Source organism: Streptococcus pneumoniae, from assembly GCA_040719455.1.
In the GTDB taxonomy this organism is placed as follows: domain Bacteria; phylum Bacillota; class Bacilli; order Lactobacillales; family Streptococcaceae; genus Streptococcus; species Streptococcus pneumoniae_G.
In genome coordinates, this window is record JBFDTN010000001.1 from 267,253 (window position 1) to 294,217 (window position 26,965).

Below are 26,965 nucleotides of genomic sequence, written 5' to 3' on the forward strand. Positions count from 1 at the left end.
ATGAATCAAGAACAATTATTAGACATGTTACGAGGGAGTATTCCTCGTGACAAGCGGATATTAGAATCCTTTTTACACTATCAAGCTGTCCACTTTGATGAGGAATGGCAGATACTGGTAAGGGAGTTTAGGCTAGAAAAAAGAGAACAACCAGCACCAGTCCAGGTGTTTCACGTTGAGACAGATCTTTCTGCTTTTGTGAAAGCAAGTCCCTTTGAAGCTGCCCATGATTTAGTGACGTACACGCAAAGCTTTGGCCAAACTGGTTTAGAGAAGCTCTCCCAACTGACGGCAGATGAGAAGACCTTGGTCATTGAAGTGGCCCTATATAATTTGGCGACACGATTTCAACTCTTGGATCAGGAGGGGGCTTATCAGTCCATTTCAATAGCTTCTCTTTTATCAAAAAGTGAGCAGGCAAATCTCGTCAATGTATGCCGAGTCGCCAATAACCTGTCAGACCGTATCAGCCGTGATATTGAGCAGTTTCTCCTGACCTATGAACCAGAGGTAGAAGAAAAGTCGATTGAAGAAGAGGAGCTACAACCGATTCAAGAAGTGAGCTTTCGAGAGGATGGCTATTCTATCGTTGCGAGTTTAGAGGAGGACCTATCGCAACTGGATATACGGACAGGACAGACCGAACATTTACCTCCTTATGAAGAGTTGACACTCACTCAAAAGTTTGAGATTCTGAGTCATTTTGACCATATACGAAACAATCTTCCTAAGCTACCAGATTTTAGACGTGGTGCGTTTGACAATGAGATGGAAATGGTTCCTGTCTATGAGGGAGATAACCTCCTCACCTATGTGGAGGCAAATGGCGATGTCTTTGAACTGAAGCGTCCGCTCACGAGTCTCGAAGAAGTCGCCTTAGGTGAGATTGGACGGGCCGTCCGAGCAGAAAATCAGAATGCCTTGCTTCAAGCAGGAATTGTTTTAGAGGATGTTCAGCCTGAACAGGTAGACATTTTCCTTGATGCGGCTGGCCGCTTCCGTTTGAAAACGGAGGACTTAACCTTATTAGGCGATTATCCAAAGGCACGTGTCACCCAACTAGCCTTAGCTACGGAACTGCTTCAAATGGGCTTGTCTCATGAAAAAGTTCGCTTTTTCTTGACCAGTCATCTGGCATTAGAGGAGCTGCGGACGATTGCCTTTGCCTTCTTACATGAACAAGTGACTCTCGAAGACGCCAAAGCCTTTGAAGAGGCCAAGCTAGAACAGCCTGATTTAGTTTTTCGAGACTGGAAAGAAGAGCTTCATCAACCTGAACCTGAAATCGTCACTCCTCCGCAAGGATATGATAATCCACTGGTTCAGAAAGTTCTTGACCTCTATCCTATTGGTTCCATGGTAACTTACAAGGGACAGGAGTTTAAGGTTCTAGCCATTGAAGATGCCCGCTTAAATGACTTGATACGGATTGAACTTCAAAATGACTTCAGTTATCTGATTGAAGAAAATCCAGTCCTCTATTTACGGAATCTGGAAGAAATTACGAATGCCGTTCACGTGCCAACTCAGGAAGTTGAAGTGGAGGAAGAACCACAGGAACTAGACCTCTTTTCGTTCTTAGATGAGACAGAGGAGGAAGCTCCTGTCCCTCTTGGGAATTTAGATAGTCACGAAGAGCTAGAAAGCGTAGACGAGAAATCCCCTAGCCCTGTTGAAAGACCATCTGAACCCTTAACAGATTTCCAGTTTCCAGAAGATTTGACAGACTTTTATCCAAAGACGGCAAGAGACAAGGTAGAAACTAATATTGCGGCCATTCGACTTGTGAAAAAACTTGAAGAAGAGAAGCGTCAAGCAACATCAAGTGAACAGGAATTACTTGCCAAATATGTCGGCTGGGGAGGGCTAGCCAATAGTTTCTTTGACGAGTACAACCCTCAGTTTTCTATGGAGAGGGAGGTATTAAAAGCCTTAGTGTCGGATAAGGAATACTCCGACATGAAACAATCGTCTCTTACGGCCTATTATACTGATCCAGCAATTATCCGACAGATGTGGCAAAAACTAGAGGCAGACGGCTTTAGAGGTGGGAAAATCCTAGACCCTTCTATGGGGACTGGAAACTTCTTTGCGGCTATGCCCAACCACTTACGAGAAGCAAGTGAGTTGTACGGAGTGGAGTTGGATACCATAACAGGGGCCATTGCGAGCTACCTCCACCCTACTGCTCACATTGAGGTAAAAGGGTTTGAGACGGTTGCCTTTCAGAATGATAGTTTTGATTTAGTGATGTCAAACGTGCCCTTTGCGAATATTAGGATTGCGGATAACACCTATGACAAGCCCTATATGATCCATGATTACTTTGTCAAAAAGTCTCTGGATTTAGTCCATGACGGTGGGCAAGTGGCGATTATCTCCTCAACTGGTACTATGGACAAACGAACGGAAAATATCCTACAGGATATTCGAGAGACAACAGACTTTCTTGGAGGAGTACGCTTGCCTGAGACAGCCTTTAGGGCCATTGCAGGGACCAATGTGACAACCGATATCTTGTTCTTCCAAAAGCACTTGAATAAGGGCTATCAGGCAGATGAACTGGCTTTCTCAGGGTCGATTCGCTATGAAAAAGACGACCGCATTTGGCTCAATCCTTATTTTGACGGAGAGTACAACCCTCAGGTTTTAGGGACCTATCAGGTTAGGAATTTTAATGGCGGGACACTATCTGTAAAAGCAAGCCAGGACCATTTGATGGACGCCTTATCAGAAGCCTTAGGGAATGTCAAAGCACCAAGAATGATAGATGCTTCTGAAGTCCTCATTAACCCAGAGGTTCTGGTAAAACAAGTGGTAGATCAGGCCATTCCACAAGATATTCGAGAGACTCTTGGCCAGTATAGTTTTGGCTATAAGGGTTCCACTATTTACTACCGTGACAATCAAGGGATTCGTATCGGGACCAAGACGGAAGAAATCAGCTACTATGTCGATGAAGAAGGAGTTTTTAAAGCATGGGACACTAAACACTCTCAGAAACAGATTGACCGCTTTAATGCCTTAGAAGTAACGGATAGCACAGCTCTTGATGTCTATGTGACAGAGGATGCGGCAAAACGTGGGCAGTTTAAAGGCTATTTCAAAAAGACAGTCTTTTATGAAGCTCCCTTGTCTGAGAAAGAAATCGCCCGAATTAAGGGCATGGTGGATATCCGAAATGCCTATCAAGAGGTCATTGCCATTCAACGCTATTATGACTATGACAAGGAAGAGTTTGCACGCTTACTCGGAAAACTCAATCGCACCTATGATCATTTTGTCAAGCAATTTGGTTATTTGAATAGTGCTGTGAATCGCAATCTCTTTGACAGTGATGATAAGTATTCACTTCTTGCCAGCCTTGAGGATGAAGGTCTAGATCCGAGTGGAAAGACAGTCATTTATACCAAATCTCTTGCCTTTGAAAAAGCCCTCGTACGCCCTGAAAAAGAAGTGACAGCAGTTTCCTCTGCTCTGGACGCTCTCAACTCCAGTCTTTCTGATGGTCGTGGGGTGGACTTTGACTATATGATGTCCATTTATCCTGTAGAGTCTAAAGAAAGCCTGATTGAAGAATTAGGAGACCAGATTATTCCTGACCCAGAATCCTATCTCAAAGGAAACCTCAAGTATGTCTCACGTCAGGACTTCTTATCAGGTGATGTAGTGACAAAACTAGAAGTAGTGGACCTACTCATCAAGCAGGACAATCATGATTTCAACTGGAGCTATTATGAGGGACTACTTGAAGAAGTGCGTCCACAGCGAGTCACCTTAGCGGATATAGATTATCGTATTGGATCCCGCTGGATTCCCCTAGCTGTGTATGGGAAATTTGCCTATGAAACCTTTATGGGACAGAGCGTTGACTTATCGGATTCGGTGCTGGATACGGTCTTATCCACTAGTCCGATTGACGGGACCATTTCGTATCACTCTACATTTGCCTATACTTATTCGACAGCAAAGGATAGAAGCCTTGGAGTTCCTGCTTCACGGTATGATACAGGGCGGAAAATCTTTGAAAATCTCCTTAATTCCAATCAACCGACCATCACCAAACAAATCGTTGAAGGCGACAAGAAAAAGAATGTGACCGATGTCGAAAAAACAACGGTTCTTCGTGCCAAAGAAACCAATCTCCAAGAACTCTTTCAAGACTTTGTCTCCCGTTATCCAGATGTCGGGGAGCTGATTGAGAAGACCTATAACAGTCTCTATAATCGAACGGTGTCAAAGGTCTATGATGGTAGTCGTCTAGAGATTGACGGATTGGCCCAACATATCTCCTTACGTCCCCACCAACAAAATGCCATTCAGCGCATTGTGGAGGAAAAACGTGCTCTCTTAGCCCATGAAGTGGGGTCAGGAAAGACCTTAACCATGCTTGGGGCAGGCTTTAAACTGAAGGAACTGGGAATGGTGCATAAGCCTCTTTATGTCGTGCCGTCGAGCTTAACAGCTCAATTTGGCCAAGAAATCATGAAGTTCTTTCCGACCAAAAAGGTCTATGTGACAACCAAGAAAGACTTCGCAAAAGCGAAGCGCAAGCAGTTTGTTTCACGGATTATTACAGGAGATTATGATGCCATTGTGATTGGAGATTCTCAGTTTGAAAAGATTCCCATGAGCCAAGAAAAGCAGGTGGCTTATATTGAAGACAAATTAGAGCAACTCAGAGAAATCAAGCTAGGGAGCGATAGCGAATACACCGTCAAAGAAGCAGAACGTTCGATCAAGGGCTTAGAAAGTCGATTAGAAGAACTCCAAAAACTGGAGCGAGATACCTTTATTGAGTTTGAGAATCTAGGGATTGATTTTCTTTTTGTGGATGAAGCCCACCATTTCAAAAATATCCGACCGATTACTGGTCTAGGCAATGTCGCAGGCATTACCAATACCACTTCTAAAAAGAACGTGGATATGGAAATGAAAGTGAGACAGGTTCAGGCAGAGCATGACAATCGCAATGTCGTTTTTGCGACAGGAACTCCTGTTTCAAACTCCATTAGCGAACTCTACACCATGATGAATTATATCCAGCCAGATGTCTTGGAGCGTTACCAGGTTGTGAATTTTGATTCATGGGTTGGAGCCTTTGGCAATATTGAAAATTCCATGGAATTAGCGCCAACGGGTGATAAGTATCAGCCTAAGAAACGCTTTAAGAAGTTTGTGAATCTCCCTGAGCTTATGCGGATTTACAAGGAAACAGCCGATATTCAGACATCTGATATGCTTGATTTACCAGTCCCAGAAGCCAAGGTCATTGCGGTAGAAAGTGAGTTAACAGATGCCCAAAAGGACTATTTGAAAGAGTTGGTTGCAAGGTCTGACGCCATTAAATCAGGAAGTGTCGATCCAAGTCAGGATAACATGTTAAAGGTGACTGGCGAAGCAAGAAAACTAGCCATTGATATGCGTCTAATTGATTCTTCTTATACCTTATTAGACAATCAGAAGATTCTACAAGTGGTCGATAATGTCGAGCGGATTTATCGAGAAGGAGAAGAGGACAAAGCCACTCAAATGATTTTCTCGGACATTGGGACACCTAAGAGCAAGGACGGAGGTTTTGATGTTTATAATGAAATCAAAGACCTTTTAGTGGATCGAGGGATACCAAGAGAGCAGATTGCCTTTGTCCATGATGCCAATACCGACGAGAAGAAGAACTCTTTGTCTAGAAAGGTTAACAGTGGTGAGGTTCGGATTCTCATGGCATCAACTGAAAAAGGAGGGACAGGTTTAAACGTCCAATCACGCATGAAAGCTGTTCACCACCTAGATGTGCCGTGGAGACCAAGTGATATTACTCAACGCAACGGAAGATTGATTCGACAAGGGAATCAGTATACCGAAGTGGACATTTATCACTATATTACCAAAGGATCATTTGATAATTACTTGTGGGCAACACAAGAGAATAAATTGCGCTACATTAAACAAATCATGACTTCAAAAGACCCTGTCAGGTCAGCTGAAGACATTGACGAACAAACCATGACCGCTTCAGACTTTAAGGCTTTAGCGACGGGTAATCCCTATCTCAAACTTAAAATGGAGTTGGAAAATGAGTTGACAGTTCTGGAGAATCAAAAGCGAGCCTTCAATCGCTCGAAAGATGAATATCGCCATACCATTTCTTATTGTGAGAAACATCTACCAGTCTTAGAAAAGCGTCTTAGTCAGTACGACCGTGATATTGCCCAATCTCTGGCAACCAAACACCTCGACTTTATCATGCGCTTTGATAACCAGGTCATGGATAATCGGGCAGAAGCGGGGGACTATTTGCGAAAACTCATCACTTATAACCGTTCTGAGACCAAGGAAGTCAAGACATTGGCCTCCTTTAGGGGCTTTGAGCTGAAAATGGCGACAAGAGGACTCAGTGAGCCCTTACCAGAGACGGTATCGCTCACTATTTCAGGGGATAATCAGTATTCTGTATCCCTTGATTTGAAATCAGGTGTGGGAACCATTCAGCGGATTACCAACGCTATTGACCATATCCTAGATGACCAGGAAAAGACGGAAGACATGGTTCATAATCTCAAGGATAAGCTAGCAGTTGCACGAACGGAAGTAGAGAAAGTCTTTCCAAAAGAAGAGGACTATCAGCTGGTAAAGGCCAAATACGATGTACTTGCCCCCTTAGTCGAACAAGAAGCGGATATGGAAGAGATTGATGCAGCACTCGCTCAATTCAATGAGACAGTCTTGCAGGTTGAACAGGAAGAACAAATCTCTCTTGAATTTTAAGAAAAATGGCTGACAAAAATTTTTGAACGCGGTAAAATGAAATCAAGAAATCACAAAAGGAGGAAAGAAAAATGATTCAGACAGTAGAAGACATGCGTTACCAACTAGAGGAGTGGCTAGCTCAAGGCTTTACCAGTCCAGAAGATAGGGTAAACTATCAATCCCTAAAGGAACAATACGAAGACGAAACCCTTGATTATAGCTTTTCAAAGCAAGAAATCATTGGTCAACTGGAGGTCATTATTGCGACTCGTGAGAATGACTTTCCAGACCTAGATGAAGTGACACGTGACGAGTATCTTGAGTTGGTGTCACAAGTAGGGGAGCTAGATGAGAATTTAGCTAATCATTATCGTAAGTAGTTGGGTTAGAAGGAGGGTTTATGCAAGGTCTACTAGAACAAGCCTTACAGGCGGTGCTTCTTATCGCCTTAGTCGGTTTTATCTTTGTCATTCTCTTTCAGATTTTAAAGGCAGTCAGTGCTTTCTTTCTTATTGGAATGATTGGTGGATTCGCCTTTATGGAAGTCTATGGGATTTACCTCTTTTTCACCGAGCGATACCTTTTCACCGAAGATTTAGCGACTAATGGCATTTGGAGTTTTACCGGCTTTTATATTGCTTTTAATCTTCTGATTGTAGCAGGACTTGTTATAAAATTAGTTAGAAGTAGAACTGTATAACAATAAAAATAGGGTTACCTAAGATTTGGTAGCCCTATTTTTAGTTTAATTGCTATGCTGAAGTTTTGCTACTGTGATAAGCAATCTTTTAGTAATTCAAGTTCTTCAGTTGTTAAATCAGAAATTAATAGCTTAATCTTCTCGTTAGGTGAAACTTTTTCAGAAAGCATCTGATTGAGTTTGTTACGTATTATTGGTTCATTAATTGTTTGTATTTCAATTTTAGTTTGTTCTATTAATGTAGGGGAAATAGTTGGTTGATTAAGAATATTTACGATTTTATTTAACTTACATTGAGCAAAACTTCCATAGATATCAATTGTTTCCATGTTATCATATAGTATTCGTTGTATGTTTTTAGCAAATGTATTAACTTGTTTAGGAATTACTTTTCCGTGATGTTCTTCTAGTGAAATTACATTATGATTTTTTATATCAGATAATATAAAGGGAGAATGGGTTGTAATAATAAACTGAAAAGTTATATTTTGAGTTGTATTTGTTGCATTTTGATAGGAAGGATTTTCAACATCTAAAAAGTAAGTACAGCATAGAGTTAGGAGTTGAACCATCTTATTTGACCAAGAGGGATGAAACGATTCATCTATTTCATCTATTAAGATTATATGGTTCCCACTTTTAGCATTTGAAATCAATTCAATTAATTGTCCTAAAAATTGAATTAAATTTTCTTCTCCTGTAGATGACAGTTCGTTTAACTTAAAAAATAAATTATCTTCAGGAAATACAACGATGCCATTAGGGTTTATTTGATTACAATGCAGAAGACTTCTATATCCCATTAGAAAATCGTTAATCTCTTTTGTTTCTGATGAAAAATCAATAATAAATGAGTTGTTATTCATTTCTAAGTAGTCAGAAGCTTTCCATAATAATTGTATGGCTTCTATCGAAAAATTAATAAAATCAGTAATTTGATAGTTATGAAGCTTATCTATTTCGGAATCCTCATTTCGAAAATACTCTTTTAAAATTTGAGAACTTTTCTCAAGTTGCATAGATAAACCATCTATTTGAATATCCTGTAAGACCAAAGTTAGATATTCATAAATTTGATTTAGAAGTAGTTCTTCAATATCTTCGTTCCAAAAATGGTATACTTCACTTAAAGAAAGCATTAAATTTATAAGAAAAGCAACTATTTGATTAATAAACTGAGATAGTAAATCATTTCCCCTGCTATCTAAGAAAAAATTGAGCAATTCCAAAATTCTTTCGTCATAGATACTTTTCTCAATTAATAAGGTTAGTAGTTCTTCATAAGACCAATATGAAATTCTATATTTCATTATTTTATTTGAGGCGAAGAAATCATTTATTTTTAAAAATCTAAATGCTTGAATCGTATTATAGTTAGAAGGAGGTTGGCATAAGTGTCTAGTGATCAAATTCTTGCTAAATAATGTGTCAGATTTGTCATCATTCTCATTAAAACTATATTGAAGATATTTTTTGAAAATGTAGTTTATGCTTCCGTCAGGTATTCTGTCAACGATTTGGTAATTATTTCCTTGTTTTTTGAACAATATAGTTTCAGTATTTCCAATAAGACCATTAGAAGTTTCGATACTTTGATCATTAAATAATATTCGTTTTACTGTATGCCTATTATTAAATTCAATAAAAATTGATTCATCTTGTTCATAGATAATAAAGTATTCATATTTACTTAAGAATTCCTTACGCTCTGAGAATTTGAAGCCGATAAAGTTTAATATAGATGTTTTTCCAACACCATTTATGCCTACAATTGCTGAAATGTTTGTAATAGACTCTCCATAAAAACCAGCAATATAGGATGGATTTTTGCTAATTGTTACTGTTTCATTCCAATCGAAGTCTATGGTGTATTCATCTGAAAAATTAAAAATTTGGTTACTTATTAAATCTTCGTAATCACGTAATATCAATCCTAGAAGTTTCATTTTTTACCTTTCTAATTGATTTAATTCAACATATATGTCCGAAATTAATTTTGATAAAGGTCTTTTATGGTAATCTTTTTCAGCAGTATACACCCCAGTAAATAGTCTATCAATGTCGCTGTCAGATAACGGAATTATATTATTAATTTCGTTCAAATAATGTTCTGGAATAAAAATTTTCTTCAAAATTGTATCCAAAACAAAATCACTATGTATTTGATATAGATTATGTAAATCTAATAAATAAAAATCCTTTTTGAAATCTTTATGAATTTTTGAAGTAATATATATATGATCATGGTTGAATAAAAAATCACCATATAGGGGGTACCAACTAAATCTTAAACGTTGATTTGGTGAAATTTTAACATTGTATGGGGACAATAAAAATGTATCAGTACCTTTATTCCTATTACAACTTGGACAAGAAGGGATTAAATTATAAAAAGAAGCTGCAAAAATAGGGAATTGTGATTTATTCCAAAAATGGTCTAATTCACAGGTATTTTTGTTGGTGGAAGAATTCATAAAATTCCGATTGCAGTAGGGACATACTGATAAATTAGTTATAGATAGAAATTTTTTGCGCCGACTGTCTTTACTAATTGCATTATATACATTATTGATTAGATAGTCTTTAATTGATACCGATCTATTTCCTTTTATTTTTCTATTACTTTTTATACTGAATTTGTAATTTAGATTGATAATTGCTGAGTCTGAAACAAGCTTTTCAAGTTCATCATAAGAAAGTAGCATAATATCTAAAAATGGTGTATCTGAAAAATCTCTACCAAATATTTTCTGAAATATTGATGATATGTTTCTCAAACACCACTTATCTAAATTTTTGCGATAAGCGACCTTCATATGTGTATAAACATCTTCACACAGATTCTTAACTTCTTCATCATTTATTTGATTAATTGTTATCATTGAATACCTCTTTAGGTTTGCTACTTGGATAATATTATATCGAATTAATTAAGAAAATGGAAGATTCAGAAGATAAAGAACTTAACTTCTTCCATTTATTTAGGAAGTACTAAAAAGATTCAATCTAATTTTTTATTCTTGTAGTCCCTATAAGTGTGATAAACTCTCCAAATCAATCTTGTTATGATGAGGTTATCTTAATGTCAAAGGAGATAACCAACATGTTAAACAAAATAAAAGTCAGGCTTTTGCTTGGTATCGGAGGAATAGCTGTCACCAGTTTTTTAGTGATGATAGGGTATAGCCTTGGTTCACACTCTGTCACCAAGCAGACAGAACATCAAATCAAAGCAGAAGCCCAAAAACTGCTCGTCAAGGAAAAAGAAAAGGAGGAAGCGACAGTCTTATCAGACGAGCTGGTCAAGGAGTTTTTAACCCAGTATTTCACTAAGGAGAGACTCGGTGAGAACAATCACCGAATCAAGCCTTATATGACAGACTCCGCCTATTCTGAAGAAGTCTCTCGGCAAGAAGAGGCAATCAATCAAGTGTATAAGGATTATATGCTGGACTACCGATTTGATGAAGCAGATATCTTTGTCAATAGAGAGACCAATGAAGCACTTGTGGAGGTGACTTATCATGTTACTTACGTGTCTGATATGAGCGACCACCAGCAGAAAATGACACAGACACAGACGAAGACAATGAAAGTCTCCTATGCCAAAATCAGGGATCAGTTATTGGTCAATCAAGTTACTAGCTGGAATGGGAAGTTCGATGACTTGAAGTCAAACATGGAAGCAAGTAGCTCTGCCATTCCTGACATCAAAAGCACAACCACAAGTGATAGTAATTAGCAGGAGGAGTATTCTTCTGCTTTTTTTGATAAGGAGAACATAGATGACAGCATTAACAAATCTCAAACAAATATCGATTTTAGACGTGGCCGCTAACTTAGGCTATCAGTTTAACAGAGTATCAGGTCAGGTGTACGAGCACCCAGACCATGATTCCTTTCGTATTTTTGCGGATACCAATACCTTTAAGTGGTTTTCAAGGGACATTCAAGGGGATGTGATTGATTTTGTGCAGTTAGTGTCAGGCGTTTCGTTTAAGGAAGCTCTAGCTTTTCTTAAAACTGGCCAATTTGAACAAGTTCAGATAGTAGAAAGTGTTCCTCAGCCATTTCGTTATTATTTACCTGAAGAAAGCTTTAAACAAGCAAGAACGTATTTGAACCAAGTTCGTGGATTAAATGATGAGACGATCAATGCCTTTGGACGTCAAGGGCTTTTAGCTCAAGCAAGCTATCAGACAAGGGAGTACAGAGAATCCGTTCTAGTTTGTAAGAGCTATGACCATAATGGCGTTTTGAAAGGAGCTAGTCTTCAGGGAATTGTGAAGAATGATGAGCGACATGAGCGAGGTTATCTCAAGAAAATCATGAAACATTCGCATGGCTATGTGGGAATTAGTTTTGATATAGGCAAACCCAATCGTCTTATCTTTTGCGAGTCGGTGATTGATCTGATGAGTTATGTTCAATGCCATAAGGACAAATTATCAAATGTTCGACTGGTCTCCATGGAGGGACTAAAACAGTCGGTGATTGCCTATCAGACCCTACGTTTAGCCGCAGAGGAACAAGGCAAGCTCTCTTTTTTAGATACTATCAATCCTGGTCGATTAAGTCATTATTTGCAGGCAATAAAAGATACGACAACCTATTTTCAGACACATGAGGACTTGATAACGCTAGCAGTGGATAATGACCAAGCTGGACGAGATTTTTGTCAAAAACTATTGGATACGGGACTACCCATTCAAGCAGACCTGCCACCATTACTAGAAAATAAAGATAAGACGGATTGGAATGACATTATCAAAAGAAATCAGGAGCCTTCTTTGTCAGAGGCCATACAGTCTGCCCAAATACAAATTTTAAGAACCAATCCTCCACCTAAACAATCACGGATGATAGAATTGTGATAAAAAAATCAAGAGTCATAGCATAAGCTAGAAAGTGTTAATAAGGAGGACAGCACTATGAGTGTTATTGAACGCCTGGCTGAGAAAGTGACTAGGCAGGAGGAGAAGGTTTCTAGGGAAACTGAAAAATTAGAAACCTATCGTGAGCAATTACAGGCTGCTATGTATAGCACCTTTGTCAAACGGCAACAAGCCAGCCACTTAACCTTTGACGAAGCTTTGAATCAAGCCTTTGGAAAGGGAAGTGAGCCTTTCACCACATCCAACCAATCATAGAAACGAGGAAAGCAAATGACAAAACCTTGGAACTTTGACCAACCACTAGATGATAAAACGCCAACATCATCTGCAGAAGAACGGGCGAAAATCGCCGCACTATTTCATCAAAATGAGGCAACACTTACTGAAGAAGTTGACTATGTTTCAGCATTTGAAATGGAGCAACAACGAGCGAAAAAAAAGGCGGAGCCTAAGGGGAAAGAAACACCAATCCCTGTTAAAGCTCAAGCTCCAAACATTACAAACGACTACAAACAACATCTAGCCCAGATTATCGCTCAAAATAATGACGATATTGCACAGAGCCAGAAGAAAATTGAAGAATTGCATCAGTTGATTGATGAGAAGAACAAGCATACTAAGAAGCTACAAGCTATTTCAGCAGCGATTGATGATTTATAATGCCGAGCAGTCCTGAGACGGACTGCTTTTTGAAAGGAGAGAACATGCGATTATTTCAGAAAAAGTTACCCAATCCAGATTGTTTCAAGCGCTTGATTCATCGCTTATCTGCCATGTCTGAGAGTGAGCTAATCAAGGTCGAGCAGTTACTGGATTTGGTCTTTGAAACAAAGTCACAAGAATTTCCCTTACCAAGTGTGACTGAGAAAAAGGAAGTTTCCCAGGAACAAACACTGGATGATACAATCACAGAAGCTAGAAACAAATTACACACCGAGCAACTAGAGAAACGGATTGAGCAGTTTAAGCAGATGAAGAAGCCAAAATAATATTCTACCGAAGGAGTAGATTTAAGCACTGTCAGTTCAGGGACAATTTGAGTCAATTGAGGGAGATTTACCTGAAGATTCCTTCTATATGATAAAGTAGTTTATAGAAAAGGAGAGGTGATTGATGAAAAAACTTTATAAAAAACTATTTGGCGTTGGATCTGCATGGGCTAACATGTGGATTGTTATCAATGATTGGCTATTTGATTTGATGTATAGAAGAAAATAAATCGTAAAGAAACTAGGTTCACATGTGGAGTGAACCTAGTTTTTCTATGATAAAATATCTTGAATATACAATACAGACATGCACCATTTTTGGTGCAAAAAATAACACTTTATGATATACTTTTACTATGGAGGACCTACTATGATTGGAGATAATATTAGTTCACTGCGAAAAAAGCATGACTTAACACAGACAGAGTTTGCGAACATTGTTGGCATTTCACGCAATAGCCTCAGCCGTTATGAAAATGGCTCAAGCCCGATTACAACTGAATTAATTGATACTATCTGTCAAAAATTCAATGTGTCTTATGTCGATTTGGTTGGAGAAGAAAAAATGCTTACCCCAGTAGAAGACTATCAGTTAACCTTAAAAATAGAGGTGTTGAAAGAGCGGGGAACTGCCATTTTATCTCGATTGTATCGCTACCAAGACGGACAAGGAATTGCCTTTGACGATGAGTTTAATCCATGGATTTTGATGAGTGATGACTTGTCTGATTTACTGAATACGAAGATTTACCTTGTAGATTCCTTTGAGGCATTAGAACGCTATAATGGCTATTTAGATGGGATTGAGAGGATGTTGGAGTTAGCCAGTCATCAGGTGGTGGCTTAATGACCTTAGAAAAATTTAGTCAGATAGATTTTGAACGGGCTTTGAAACGAACGATTCGGTCTTTAACACGTGGTAAAACGGCTTCTGAGCAGCCGCAAGCTATTTTACTAGGTGGGCAAAGCGGAGCAGGCAAGACAACGATTCACCGTATCAAACAAAAGGAATTTCAAGGGAACATCATTATTATTGATGGGGATAGTTATCGCTCCCAACACCCGAATTATTTAGCTTTGCAGGAAAAATATGGCAAGGACAGCGTTGAATACACCAAACAATTCGCAGGAAAAATGGTGGAACATCTTGTGGATGAACTGAGCCAATTGGGCTATCATTTGTTAATTGAAGGAACGCTAAGAACCACGGAAGTCCCTCGAAAGACAGCTCAACTATTGAAATCAAAAGGGTATCAAGTCTCACTAGCCTTAATTGCGACGAAGCCTGAGTTATCCTATCTCAGTACCTTGATTCGTTATGAGGAACTCTATGCGATAGATCCAAGTCAAGCAAGAGCAACCCCGAAGGAACACCATGATTACATTGTGAATCATTTGGTTGAGAATGTACGAGAGTTAGAGAACGAACAACTCTTCAGGCAGATGCAGATTTACCAAAGAGATAGAAATTGTGTATTTGATTCCGAAACAGATGATGGTTCCGCAGCAGAAGTTCTACAAGACTGCCTCTTTGGAAATTGGAGCAAGGTGGAGGAGGAGATGATGAAGGATGGGGATTATCATTTAGAAAAGTTATTGGCTATGAATAGTGGTAGTTAACTGACTACAACCATACTATAGTAGGTAAAGTTTTCACTTTGCTTTTCAATCTTTAAGTAATGTTAGTAATCATCAAAAGAAGAATTATTTTTATCAATGATTATTTTTTGAATTTGTAATTTTTCAAAATCAATTTGTTTTAGATTCCAGTTATAATAAGACTGCTCCATAAGCCGATTGAAAATTACGTAATAAATACTGTCCTGTCCTAGCTTATTTAATTCTTTATTTTTGGATTCTTGTAAGATATCTTTTGCAAATTTTCTTTTTATTTTTAGTTTTTGAAATTCTGGATAATGAAGAAAGTCATTTAAAATATAAAAATATTTAGCATCTTCTAAAAGGCTGATTGTATGTGTTTGGTAATTTTGGATAAAATTCAATATTGACTTAAATAGATACTTTAAGACGACCCTATATCTAGTTTCATCCCCGATTATATAATATCCAACAGCACAGAGAGTAAAGTAATCCTCTGGATTTTCATCTAGTAGTTGACACAAAAATTGTGTGCTCAACTTCTTGTCAAAAGACTTTAAATATACAATTAAATCAGATATATTATTGATTCTATTTGAGTTATTCTTCAATATTCTATAGATATTTTCGAATATTCTATTCTCAATATCTGATAGATAGTTTTCACTGTTTTTTATAAATTCTTCTTTATTTTTATTGATTATTGATCTTAAATTGGATAACGAGGCTCTAAATTTCATTAGAGTTTTAATGTATGCTTTGGTTGTGTCAGAGTCAGGGTGTATTGAGTAAATATTGTTTATTTCCTCTAAAGCAATATATATTGTACGAAGGTACTTGAAAAAATAAGTGCTTTCACTGCCCATAAAAATTGGTTCATAAATTTTCAGAGAAATAAATTTTAAAAAATATAAAGTGATTCGTCTTTTAGAACTAGGGGTAGTGCTAACAATGTCCCTTATTGTTTCGTATAGTTGTATCCAAGCAGGCTCATTGATTAAAATCTGTGTTATCGAAAGTTTATAGGAGGGCTCAAGTTGCTGATATTTTTCTAAACTGTCATTTTTTAATAACTTTAATTGATTTATTTCACGATTATTAGAAAATATATTAAGAAGTTGTTTTAACTGTATGATAGGGGTATCAGATAGCGAGAAGGGTTGTTCTTTGATTTGGTGTTTTTCAAAATTTAGTTTTAAATTGAAATTTGAAAGCTCTCTGGCAATTTCCTGCTCAATAGTTTCTAATATTTCATACGTAGAGGAAAAAACATAGTAGTCATCAACAAAACGATAAATTTTATAGTCTTTATCAAATTTAATATCTTTGCTATCTAGTTGTTTTTCAACATTATAATCACAATGAGTTAGGATGAGATCGGCAATTATTCTGTTTATTTCTGGTCCAATCATAATACCATTTGTTTCATTGTCATTACTTTTTTGTTGTATAATATCTGACTGAGTGGCAAAAGTATTCTTCAAATTTTGACTAGCATATCCTTTACCAGAATGCTTATCTCCAACTATTGCCCATGTAATTGAATGTGTATATATACTTCCAAAAAAGTTCTGGATATCAAGCTTAGAAAAAAAACGATATTTTAAACTGTCCCTATGAAAGCCAGGGGACTTCATTATACCTGATAATTTATGATTTTTATTGTAAGTAAAATATTTCTTGAAAAAACGATCTAGTTCTTCGTTTGTAATACTACTATTTCCTGTAATGCCAAAATCTTGTTCGATTTTTAATCGTTCTTGATGTAGTGCTTTGCTTTCATTATGTGTTATTGTATTGTTTTTTTGGACTTTACGAACATTGAATTTCGACTTTTGAAGATAGTTTATCAAAAGATACTCATATCTCATTATATAAAACATAAATTTCAGTTGTGAGCTTGGATGCATTAAAGAAATTGTTCTATATCCACCATTGTTTTTAGGTATTTCATAATTTAGAGGAATAGTGTACTTATCATTGAATTGAGCGTTAAATTTTTTAAGATCAGTCGGGACAAGATTTATTAATGCTTCTAAATTGTTTTTTATTGGTGCATTGGAGAAAAAAATGGGAAGTTCAAAAGGTAAAACTTCAGTAGTCAAAAACCACTCTTGTTTGAGAAATTTATTATTCATGTTTGCTATATTTCCTTGAATTTTTATCACCTATATTGTATCATATAGAGGTAGGCAAGAGAAGTGGCTAAATATTTTATACAAGATTGCGCTCTCTCACACACAAAAAGATTATTTCAAGTTTTACTTAAAAGGTACATGTAATCACTAGTTATTCTGTGCTGATTATCTCGAGTGGGGCATAAATAGTTGCTCCACTCAGTCTGCCTACAATTTTAGGGGATTTGTATGAAATTTAATTCAATGTTTGTAGGAATAATACAAGATGGCAGACAAGTTTATAAATTAAGAGAGAGTAAAGATAAGTCATTACGACCTACATTAAATGCTTTAAACACCGAGATAGTTAATAAATTTAATCTGAGCATCCCGAATAGGAATGCTATTATTAAATCATTGATTCAATTTTTAAGTCAAGGTAATATTTATTGCAATCAATCAGATTTAGAGGCAACGCCTCAGGATTTTTATGTAATAAAAGCAGATATTAAAAACTTTTTTCCATCAATCAACAAGCACAGACTATATAAAAAATTAGTTAGATCGTCTTTGTTAAAAGATTGTAGTATGGATATTATTAAAACATTTATATTTAATAGCGATATCTCTGGTATTCCTTTAGGAATGCCGTTTTCTAATGCACTATCTGAAGTTTATTTAGAACAATTTGATGATGCTATAAGGCGAAAATTTTCTCCAATTTTTTATGTAAGATATGTGGATGATATATTAATAATAAAAAATTATCCTAGTGGCGATAATATTGATGAAACTAAGGAAAAGCAATTATTATTCGCTCAATTAAATAAAATTGGTTTATCAGGAAATAGTGATAAAACTAGTATCTATAAGTATAAAACCAATAGTATTGAATTTGAATATTTAGGATATAACTTTAGTATTTCAGTAAAAAAGGTAAAAAATAAAGTAATAAGAAAATTTCATATTGACATTTCTAAAAAAAAGTATGATAAAAAAATTCTGAATAGAATTACGCGATATTTTAAATATTATAATTCTTCCAGTTCTACTGATGAAGATTTCTGGATTCTCTATTATAGAATAAAAAATTTGATCTATGGAGTTACTTCTAGCGGTGAAAAGGGAATTGACCATAAGTTGAAATTTGGAATTGGTTTTAATTATAAGTTTATCAATTCTGACGATATATTAAAAAAACTTTTGAAGACATTTCACTATTTTAGGAAGAAATACTCTGGACGATTTACCTCGGAGCAAACTGCATACCTATTTAGTTTGATTACTGTTAATTCAAGTTCTAAAGGAAGAATCATCCTTAACCAATTTTCTGATACTGACGATATATTACTTTTGCTCAAAAAAAGAGTAACTTATACTAAGTATTCAATTTCAAAGTTAGAAGAAATTGCTCAGCGTATTGGATGTTCTTCAATTACTCGAAGCAACGATAGCTTATATAGATATAATTTACAAATACAGATTATGAAAAAATTAAGAATTCGTTAATCTAACTGAGAGCATTCTGCTCTCTTTTTTCTTACCTTATTTTTGATGATGTGATAATTTTTCCAAACTAACCTTGTTATCCTAATATCATTCATAAGAAAATCAATTCTTGATTTTTAACTGGGGGTTTGGGGGCGTAGTCACCAAGTTATTATATCGTTAGCTGTCAAAACTGGAAGGTTTTGGTCGGCTGGCGATTAGATTTTGGGTTATTGTGGACACAATAACTGAGCTCGCAAAGACCGAACAAGGAACGTGTGAGGTCTTTAGGAGGTGTACTGACAATGTGAGGCAGCCTTATAGTGTCAGACAAGGATAATTTTGAAAGGATAGACAGGATGAAACAGGATATTAAACTCGTTAGAAAGCAGTTTAGAATGACGAGACAAGAGGAAAGCGTGATAAAAAAGATGATGAAAGACCAGCAGATAGACAGTTTTTCAGAATTTCTTCGTCATAATCTATTTAAGAGTAATAGCAACGATAAAACTATTGAGCTATGGTTCTCCCTATGGCAGTTACAAAAGATTGAACAAATCGGCCGAGATATTTTGAAGGTGACAACCTTGGCAGAACAAAATCAACAGCTTACATCAGAGGACCTACGGATTATTTTGACCTGTGTTCAGGAATTGATAGCAGAAGTTGAGAAATCTGTTCCTCTTAGCACTGATTTTCGAGATAAGTACATGGGAGTCTAGATATGGAAAATCGTTATCGAACGAATCTTAAAAAAGTATTTTTGACAGATCAAGAACTTGCCATTTTGAACAACCATATCAGTCAAAGTCAGTGTAAAAATTTTTCTTCCTATGCCAGAAAGGTGTTACTTAATCCTGATATGACTTTCTTGACGATTGATACAAGTAACTACGAAGATTTAGTTTTTGAGTTGCGACGTATCGGGAATAATCTCAATCAAATCGCACGGACAGTTAACCAAACTCATATCTTAACACTAAGTGATAGAGAATTTTTGGTGCATGGCATTGGCCAGCTCATCAAGGAAGTGGAGAAAGATTTCGACATCAAGTGCCACCAGTTGAGAGAATTTTATGGTAGTTACTAAGCACTATGCGACTCATGGGAGGAAGTATCGTAAGAGTCTGATTAAGTATATTTTAAATCCTGATAAGACTGAACAGCTGAAATTAGTATCTGACTTTGGTATGAGTAACTATTTAGATTTTCCAAGCTATGAAGAGTTAGTTGATATGTATAATGCTAATTTTGTTAATAACGACAGACTTTATGACTTCAGAAATGACCGTCAACAAGTCAAGCAAACTAAAATCCATGCGCATCATTTAATTCAATCTTTTTCTCCAGATGACAATCTCACTCCTGAAGAAATCAATCGTATTGGTTATGAGACAGTAAAAGAATTGACTGGAGGAAATTTTCGCTTCATCGTAGCCACTCATACAGACAAGTCGCATACCCATAACCATATACTTATCAATTCTGTTGACCTAAATTCAGATAAGAAACTTAAATGGGATTACGCTCAGGAGCGGAATCTACGGATGATTTCTGATCGTTTAGCCAAAGAAGCAGGAGCAAAGATATTGACACCTAATCGATATTCTCACGCAAAGTTTGTCACTTATCGAAAGACCAATAAAAAATTTGAACTCAAGCAACGACTTTATTTTCTCATGGAAAACAGTAAAAATTTTGATGACTTTTTGGAAAAGGCGGTAGCTTTAAATGTTCAGATAGATTTTTCACGTAAACATTCCCGCTTTTTGATGCCAGATATGGATATGAAACAAGTCATTCGTGGAGACCAGCTGGATAAGCGAGGGCCGTTTACGGAAGATTATTTTAGAGAGCAGTTTGCCAAGCATGCCATAGAACAACGACTCGAGTTTTTATTACCAAGGGCACATGATTTATTTCATCTTTTAGAAATAGCAGAACAGCTTCATTTGACTATTTCCCTAAAGCAGAAGAATGTTATTTTCACATTGAAGGATTCTAAGCAAAGTATCTCAATTGAAAACAAAAAAGTTAGTCAAAAAAATTTATATGATGTTCAATTTTTCAAAGATTACTTTGAAAATAGGAAACAAGCAGAATCTATTATTTCAGAAAATCTTGTGGCTGATTTTGAGGCTTATCGTGAGAAGCAGGATACAGATAAGATAGTTAAGGATGATTTGTATCAGGCTTATCAAGATTTCAAAGAGAAGCGAGATCAAATTCAGGAATTTGAGGTGGTGCTTGCAGAGCATCAGATTGATAAGTTGGTCAATGAAGGCATATTTATCAGAATCAATTATGGAATCAAAAGAGACGGCTTGGTATTTATTCCAAACCGTCATTTAGATATTAAGGAAGCAGAAGTGGGCAAGTCTTATCATGCCTTTATTCGCGAGACAGCTCAGTTTTTCATTTATAACAAGGAGAATTCTGGATTGAATCGCTACATGCGAGGGCGTGATTTAATCCGTCAGTTGACACATGATAGCAAGAATATCCCCAAACGCAGACGATCGACGCTAGCAAGCCTCAAGGAAAAGATTGCAGAAATAAATCTCCTTATCGAATTGGACACTAACAATCAGTCTTATCTAGAAGTTAAACATGAACTAGTCAAAGAGATTGCTCAACTAGAGTTGGCTATCACGGACTTACAGGATAAGCTCACTCATCTTAATAAAGTGGCCGAAGTGCTGCTCAATCTTAACAACTCAGATTCAGAAAGCAGACGTTTAGCCAGATATGATTATGAAAAGATGAACCTGACTGCTGCCGTGCAACTGGAACAAGTTGAGGAAGAAATCAAGTCAGCTCAGCAAGTCTTGGATAAGTTGATAAATGATTATGAATATAAAGTTAACAGACTAGAGCAATTTAGCCAAACACTTTGCTGTTCTACACCTTCTTTGAACCGTATAGACTATCTAAATACAAATGGATTTGATTTCTAATAAATTTTATGGATTTAGTTTCTGTGGTATCAATGACTCCAAACACTCGATAATGATTTCTGTAAAGTTCTTCATAGTCAATGTGACTTCCAATGATGATAATATTTGCAAGTTCTGAACGAGTTCGTATATCTTGTAAATAAAAATTCAGCTGATTTGCTGATAAAAATATTGATTTTATGATAAAATAGGTAGTAGGGACATGAGATTTATAGGGATGATAGTATAGAGAAATTTTGATGTCACGATATTTTGTTTTACTTAATAGATATATCTTTGTTATGAAAGCGATAAAGAAACTAATCAAAGAATTTGGAAAAATTTCAATCATAAATATTCCTTTCCAAAGTTTAGTATGTAGTAGTTTATCATTATTTTAGTTAGTCTTATATGGCATTTCCTGAATGGTTATTAAATTTTCTTAAATAGGAAATAACTTGCCATTCAGGATGTTTCAATTACCATTTGGGATTGAGGACGGATGGATCATTGGTTTTGTGATATTCTTTCATTAAAGGAGGGAAACCAATGAATTTTATGATGATAAAAACGAAACAACATGCGATGAAGGTGAGGATAGCTGATATTTATTACATAAAATCACATCCAGTCAAACCGCACTATATTGAGATTGTGACTGAAAAAAGGAACTATGATGTTTTAGAGAAACTTCAGAATATAGAAAGCCTATATTCAGATTATTTTGTTAGATGTCATAGAAATTGTTTAGTCAATATTTCAAAAGTGACTGAGATTAATTTGCAAGGTAAGACGATTCTTCTTGGAGATGAGGGTGCACATCAGGTTCGTTTTTCTAGACGTCGTTATCAACAGTTAGTAGAACAATGGCTCAATAAAGGAGATTTTTAGTATGGATATTTTTGTGTTGGAAGATGATTTTTTACAACAAACTCGACTTGAGCAAGTGATTAAAAGATTGCTAGAGAGGCATCAGATTGAGCCGACGTATTTTGACATTTTTGGAAAGCCTGATCAGTTGATTAGCGCAATTCATAAGAGAGGTTCTCATCAGCTGTTCTTTTTGGATATTGAGATAAAGTCAGAAGAACTCAAAGGTCTTCAAGTTGCGAAACAGATTCGAGCGATAGACCCTTATGCGATTATTGTATTTGTAACAACTCACTCTGAGTTTATGCCATTATCATTTCGTTATCAAGTATTGGCATTGGATTATATTGATAAGGAATTAGCTGAGAGTGACTTTGAATCTCGCATAGAAACAGCTCTACTCTACGCAAAGAGTAAGGAGGGGAAAACAATAGCTGATGATTCTTTTTATTTCAAATCGAAATATGCTCAGGTTCAATATCCTTTTGAAGACGTCTATTATATAGAGACTTCTCCACGTCCTCATCGAGTTATCCTTTATACGAAGACTGACCGAATGGAATTTACTGCGAGCTTATCAGATATTTTAAAACAGGAGAAGAGATTAGTGCAATGTCATCGTTCATTTGCTATCAATCCTAAGAATGTTATCAAGGTTGACAGGCAGGCTAAGGTCCTTTATTTTCCGAATGGAGCAAGTTGTTTGATTGCACGACAAAAGATGGAGGCAATCTTGTCAGTGATTGAGCATCTACACTAATGGAGGAGGCTTTATGAAGATTATTCAATTCCTAATTGAGGCCTTTCTATCTAATGGTTTAGTTATCGTCTTATTTTTTGATATCAATCGTATCAAATTTTCTCCTCGATCTATTTTCATAGCATTTGTACTTAAAATATTGATAGCTTTTGTTTTAGCGACTGTGAAGCAGGTGATGCCAAATAATGTGTTGGATTATTTATATGAGCCACTGTATGCTTTGTTGTTGGCTTATGTATTGTTGAAACCGCTACCTAAAACCTTGATTGTTTTTTATGGTTTGTTCCCAGTTACCTTATGGAATCTTTTTTATCGTGTCAATTCTTATTTTATTTTAAGTTTATTGGAGCAGGGTAAGGTTTTATCATTAAGTGACAACATTTATTATTTTAGTGGTTTTCTAAGTGTAGTTCTTGTCTTTCTTTTTCTCAAATGGCTACGGTATGATTTTATCAAGTTACAGACCAGTCTGATTGACTTGAAAGATCGACGAGTGCTTTACCGCGCAAACTGGGCTATGGTCTTCTATTATGCCTTGATGCAATGTCTAACTTATTTAGAGTATGGAGAAGGGATTGTGACCCGTGATTATCGTAGATTGATTTTAGTGGTTTATCTCATTATTTTTATGGGGTTTATCAAGCAATTAGATAGGCATGTAAGAGAAAAATTGCAAGAGAAATTACAGTTTCAACAAGATTTACAGCTGAGCAATATGGAAAATTACAGCCATCATGTTGAAGAGCTTTATCGGGAGGTGAGGGGATTTCGACATGATTATGCCAACCTGTTGACGACCTTGCGGTTAAGTATTGAGGACAACAATATGTCTCAAATCAAGGAAATTTACGAAACGGTATTGAAGGATTCGCATAAAAGATTACGGAATCAGAAATATGACATCGGTCGCTTGATGAATATCCCTAACTCAGCCTTAAAAAGTCTATTAGCAGCAAAGTTTATGCAGGCTAGTGAGAATCATATATCAGTCACCCTAGAAGTCCCTGAAGTTATTGAGCCAAGAGGCATGGAGTTGGTTGATTTTATCACGATTGTGTCGATTTTATGTGACAATGCCATTGATGCTGCGATAGGAACTGCTGTGCCTAAAATCAACATTGCCTTATTGCATGTCGCTGATAAACAGATGTTGATTATTGAAAATTCCATGAAAGAAGAAGTAATTGATACCTCAGAAATCTATTCTTTTGAGAGCAGTTCCAAGGGGAGCAATAGAGGAGTTGGCCTATACAATGTGATGAAAATCCTCGAACACTACCCAAATACCTCGCTCAATACGACCAGTCAGAACCATACCTTCTGTCAGATTTTAGAGATAGGTTTTGACCAGTCATAACCACCCGTGAAAACGGGTGGCTTGTACACCGGCTATAAGCCGTTTCCCTCCAGCGGCGCCTAAAGACGCTCGCTGAACTTCGTTCAGGTTAGCTTCTATTACTTGACTAAGGTCCGTAACAACGGGCTTTTATCTTGTTCTAAAACCTCCATCTGAAAATGGATCTTCATACTCTTTAACACTCAACTTATCAAGAGCGATGTCAGTCTTTTCCTGATCACGGATATACTTCGCAACAGTTTTCTCGTTTAATTCTACCGTACTGACGTAATAGCCTCTTGCCCAAAACTTGCGATTTCCATACTTATATTTTAAATTCGCATGTTTATCAAATATCATTAAGGCACTTTTGCTTTTCAGATAGCCCATAAAATCAGAAATCGCAAGTTTTGGAGGAATTAGAACTAACATGTGAACATGATCTGACATCATGTGACCTTCAATAATTTCAACTCCTTTATATTGGCATAGATGACGGAAAATCTCGATTAAATCCTGCCTAATTTTGTAGTATATGGCTTTTCTTCGGTACTTAGGTGTGAAGACAATACGATAGAGCACATCCATTTGGTGTGTGATAAACTATAACTGGTTTTAGTCATTTATTTTTCCTCCTTTGTCTAACCTGAACAATTAGATGATACTAGGAAAAATAAATGAAAGCTAGAAGCCTTGTTAGGAGCCTGGGATAAAAAGTTCTTGACTACTAAAAAACCAGAAGTTCTATTGACGGAACTTCTGGTTTTTCGTTTTTATGCTCTTCTTCGGTTGTATTTGAGGAGATTATTGGCCATAAGGACCAATCCCATATCGATTTTCACCTGACGATTGCCCCTTAGGTTACATCGTTTGTAACCCAAATAAGCCTTTATCTGTCCAAAGACAGGTTCCACATCCACCTTGCGTTGGGCGAATATACGACTGCCTTCTTCAGATAAAAGCGCCTTGCTTTCTTCCTTCTTTAATTGCTGGTATCGCTCATTGATGTAGAGCCCCTTTTGCGGGGCTAGATCAGGATGGACCGCATAATATACCTTGGTTTCTTTCTCAAAACCACTCTCTGTTTGTTCGTGCTTGAGATGATGAAAGACATACTCATGTCCTTCAGGATGTCGATAAGTATCCGTCTTCTCATCATAAATCCAATTCGCAAGATTCTTGTCAGACTGTTGATGCCTTTTCTTCTGCTCTTTATCAAACAGGGAATACTTGATAAGATGTTCAATCCCTTGTTTATTTAATGTGACAAGGTTCTCTTCGCTTCCATAACCTGCATCTGCGACGATTGTCTTGAGAGGATGAGGATAGGAATTCAAGAAAGGCATGAGAGTCCTCGTATCGGTCGGATTTGGAAAGATATCGTAGTGAAGAGTAAATTGATTTTCTGTTGCGATTTGAAGATTATAGGCTGCTTTTAGTTGCCCATTGTTCATGTGGTCATCTTTGAGTCTCATGAAGGTAGCGTCTGTATCTGTTTTTGAAAAGCTATTGCGACCTTGGAAGGTTTCTTGATAGTTCTCATATTTTTCTGCCCGCACTGAAAAATCCTCCCGTACCTTACGGAGAACTTTCCTCAGTTTCCGGCGTTTTCCTTTTCGCTCATCTTTTCCTTTGACAGGCTGTGTTTTAATGTCTTGGTCGATTTCCTCTAGTTCCGATTCCAGCAAGGCTGTAAATTCTGCTAGGTGCTCAGAGGTGATGAGATCCTCTTCGTCCAATTCGATTGCTTCATGGATAAGTGGCGTGATTTCTTCTTGGAAATAAGTCTTTAGTGAGGTCTGTAGCTTGGCAGAGAATTTCTCAGTTGCCTTTTTCCAGACGAAACTATACTTATTGGCATTCGCTTCAATCTTCGTGCCATCAATATAGATACAGTCCAAGGAGATGAGGTCTTCCATTTTCAGACGGAGGTTGAGTTCGATAAATAGGTTTTGAATGATGGTCTCCATGCTATTTGCGACCCGAAAACGGTTAATAGTCCGATAGCTGACCGTTAGTTGCCCCGTCAAATATTGCATGGCTAGATTTTCCTGCATGAGTTTAGCGATTTTACGACCTGAGAAAATCCCTTGGGAGTAGGCGAACAGGAGGGCGGACAAGAGGAGTTTGGGATGATAGGAGGGACGACCGTAGTCATGGTAGAAAGACTGAAATAGCGCATCGTCCAACTCATTGACAACCATTTCAATTGTAAATACGATATGATTAGGTGGCAGACAAGAAGCAAGTTCTAGTGGTAAAATGGTTTGATTTGTGTTATAGTAGAGGTGCATGGGATAGCCTTTCTAATATTTTCTTAGCAACTATATTTTAACAAGACTATCTCTATAACGCAAAAAGCAACGGACAAAAACCGTTGCTTTTTTGGGTACGACGGGCATGTCGTACATCTGAGGTGCAAGTCCTCTGTGGGCACCCGCTACCGGTGAACCCAATAGCGACTCCCAAGCCTGACTATCGTGAGGTAGCGGGGAGAGGAAGGGATAGCGAAATCGTGGCTCTAC

20 protein-coding genes and 3 pseudogenes are annotated in these 26,965 nt (G+C 36.9%); 18 read left to right on the forward strand and 5 right to left on the reverse strand.

Features of this window, described 5'->3' with window-relative positions; translation table 11 throughout:
- The 3 genes from AB1I63_01245 to AB1I63_01255 all read left to right on the forward strand — a co-directional run bounded on the left by AB1I63_01245 (position 1) and on the right by AB1I63_01255 (position 7,450).
- Positions 1-6,768 carry an SNF2-related protein gene (locus AB1I63_01245; GenBank protein MEW4353516.1) on the forward strand — a complete coding sequence of 2,256 codons (6,768 nt, stop codon included), beginning with the start codon at positions 1-3 and terminating at the stop codon, positions 6,766-6,768.
- A gap of 71 nt (positions 6,769-6,839) precedes the next feature.
- Entirely contained in the window at positions 6,840-7,130 is a 291-nt protein-coding gene (locus AB1I63_01250; protein MEW4353517.1) for a DUF5962 family protein, read from the forward strand.
- Between the two features lie 20 nt (positions 7,131-7,150).
- Entirely contained in the window at positions 7,151-7,450 is a 300-nt protein-coding gene (locus tag AB1I63_01255) for a DUF5966 family protein (protein ID MEW4353518.1), read from the forward strand.
- A gap of 68 nt (positions 7,451-7,518) precedes the next feature.
- On the opposite strand, the gene AB1I63_01260 is transcribed toward AB1I63_01255, so the two are convergent.
- Entirely contained in the window at positions 7,519-9,396 is a 1,878-nt protein-coding gene (locus AB1I63_01260; GenBank protein MEW4353519.1) for an AAA family ATPase, read from the reverse strand.
- Between the two features lie 3 nt (positions 9,397-9,399).
- Positions 9,400-10,332, reverse strand: coding sequence for an HNH endonuclease (locus AB1I63_01265; protein MEW4353520.1), 933 nt, complete (start codon positions 10,330-10,332; stop codon positions 9,400-9,402).
- Positions 10,333-10,553: 221 nt separating this feature from the next.
- On the opposite strand from AB1I63_01265, the gene AB1I63_01270 reads away from it, so the two are divergent.
- The 7 genes and pseudogenes from AB1I63_01270 to pezT all read left to right on the forward strand — a co-directional run bounded on the left by AB1I63_01270 (position 10,554) and on the right by pezT (position 14,954).
- Positions 10,554-11,192 carry a peptidylprolyl isomerase gene (locus tag AB1I63_01270; protein ID MEW4353521.1) on the forward strand — a complete coding sequence of 213 codons (639 nt, stop codon included), beginning with the start codon at positions 10,554-10,556 and terminating at the stop codon, positions 11,190-11,192.
- A 43-nt stretch (positions 11,193-11,235) separates the two neighbouring features.
- Positions 11,236-12,324, forward strand: coding sequence for a DNA primase (locus AB1I63_01275; GenBank protein ID MEW4353522.1), 1,089 nt, complete (start codon positions 11,236-11,238; stop codon positions 12,322-12,324).
- 57 nt (positions 12,325-12,381) lie between these two features.
- A pseudogene (locus tag AB1I63_01280) lies at positions 12,382-12,619 on the forward strand (DUF5965 family protein).
- On the forward strand, positions 12,616-13,005 hold the full coding sequence (locus AB1I63_01285) for a DUF5945 family protein (protein MEW4353523.1): 390 nt from the start codon (positions 12,616-12,618) through the stop codon (positions 13,003-13,005). The pseudogene AB1I63_01280 and the gene AB1I63_01285 overlap by 4 nt, the downstream one beginning before the upstream one ends.
- Positions 13,006-13,049: 44 nt before the next feature.
- Positions 13,050-13,334, forward strand: coding sequence for a hypothetical protein (locus AB1I63_01290; protein ID MEW4353524.1), 285 nt, complete (start codon positions 13,050-13,052; stop codon positions 13,332-13,334).
- A gap of 370 nt (positions 13,335-13,704) precedes the next feature.
- Positions 13,705-14,181 carry a type II toxin-antitoxin system antitoxin PezA gene (gene pezA, locus AB1I63_01295; GenBank protein MEW4353525.1) on the forward strand — a complete coding sequence of 159 codons (477 nt, stop codon included), beginning with the start codon at positions 13,705-13,707 and terminating at the stop codon, positions 14,179-14,181.
- Positions 14,181-14,954, forward strand: coding sequence for a type II toxin-antitoxin system toxin PezT (gene pezT, locus AB1I63_01300; protein MEW4353526.1), 774 nt, complete (start codon positions 14,181-14,183; stop codon positions 14,952-14,954). The genes pezA and pezT overlap by 1 nt, the downstream gene beginning before the upstream one ends.
- Positions 14,955-15,016: 62 nt before the next feature.
- Here the strand turns inward: pezT and AB1I63_01305 are convergent, their stop codons facing one another.
- Complete coding sequence (locus tag AB1I63_01305; GenBank protein MEW4353527.1) at positions 15,017-17,071, reverse strand: RNA-directed DNA polymerase; 2,055 nt, start codon at positions 17,069-17,071, stop codon at positions 15,017-15,019.
- A gap of 228 nt (positions 17,072-17,299) precedes the next feature.
- Here AB1I63_01305 and AB1I63_01310 point away from each other — a divergent pair, with 228 nt between their 5' ends.
- The 7 genes from AB1I63_01310 to AB1I63_01340 all read left to right on the forward strand — a co-directional run bounded on the left by AB1I63_01310 (position 17,300) and on the right by AB1I63_01340 (position 24,461).
- A complete protein-coding gene (locus tag AB1I63_01310) occupies positions 17,300-18,559 on the forward strand; it encodes an RNA-directed DNA polymerase (protein ID MEW4353528.1) in 1,260 nt (419 codons plus the stop codon).
- Between the two features lie 338 nt (positions 18,560-18,897).
- Positions 18,898-19,260, forward strand: a complete 363-nt coding sequence (locus AB1I63_01315) for an SAG1252 family conjugative relaxosome accessory protein (GenBank protein MEW4353529.1) — start codon at positions 18,898-18,900, stop codon at positions 19,258-19,260.
- Between the two features lie 2 nt (positions 19,261-19,262).
- Positions 19,263-19,628, forward strand: a complete 366-nt coding sequence (gene mobC, locus AB1I63_01320) for a plasmid mobilization relaxosome protein MobC (protein ID MEW4353530.1) — start codon at positions 19,263-19,265, stop codon at positions 19,626-19,628.
- Positions 19,615-21,495, forward strand: coding sequence for an SAG1250 family conjugative relaxase (locus tag AB1I63_01325; GenBank protein ID MEW4353531.1), 1,881 nt, complete (start codon positions 19,615-19,617; stop codon positions 21,493-21,495). Before mobC ends, AB1I63_01325 begins: the two co-directional genes overlap by 14 nt.
- A gap of 528 nt (positions 21,496-22,023) precedes the next feature.
- A complete protein-coding gene (locus tag AB1I63_01330) occupies positions 22,024-22,365 on the forward strand; it encodes a LytTR family DNA-binding domain-containing protein (protein ID MEW4353532.1) in 342 nt (113 codons plus the stop codon).
- 1 nt (position 22,366) lies between these two features.
- Positions 22,367-23,104, forward strand: coding sequence for a response regulator transcription factor (locus AB1I63_01335; GenBank protein ID MEW4353533.1), 738 nt, complete (start codon positions 22,367-22,369; stop codon positions 23,102-23,104).
- Between the two features lie 13 nt (positions 23,105-23,117).
- The gene (locus AB1I63_01340) at positions 23,118-24,461 is read left to right on the forward strand and encodes a GHKL domain-containing protein (GenBank protein ID MEW4353534.1); all 1,344 of its coding nucleotides are present in this window, start codon (positions 23,118-23,120) and stop codon (positions 24,459-24,461) included.
- A gap of 129 nt (positions 24,462-24,590) precedes the next feature.
- Here AB1I63_01340 and tnpA read toward each other — a convergent pair.
- Together tnpA and AB1I63_01350 are read right to left on the reverse strand one after the other, a co-directional pair.
- Positions 24,591-25,063 (reverse strand): annotated as a pseudogene (tnpA, locus tag AB1I63_01345) (IS200/IS605 family transposase).
- Between the two features lie 150 nt (positions 25,064-25,213).
- Positions 25,214-26,734 carry an IS1182 family transposase gene (locus tag AB1I63_01350; GenBank protein MEW4353535.1) on the reverse strand — a complete coding sequence of 507 codons (1,521 nt, stop codon included), beginning with the start codon at positions 26,732-26,734 and terminating at the stop codon, positions 25,214-25,216.
- Between AB1I63_01350 and AB1I63_01355 the strand changes: the two are divergent.
- Positions 26,695-26,890: pseudogene (locus AB1I63_01355) on the forward strand (hypothetical protein). The gene AB1I63_01350 and the pseudogene AB1I63_01355 overlap by 40 nt on opposite strands.
- The last annotated feature ends 75 nt before the right edge of the window (positions 26,891-26,965 follow it).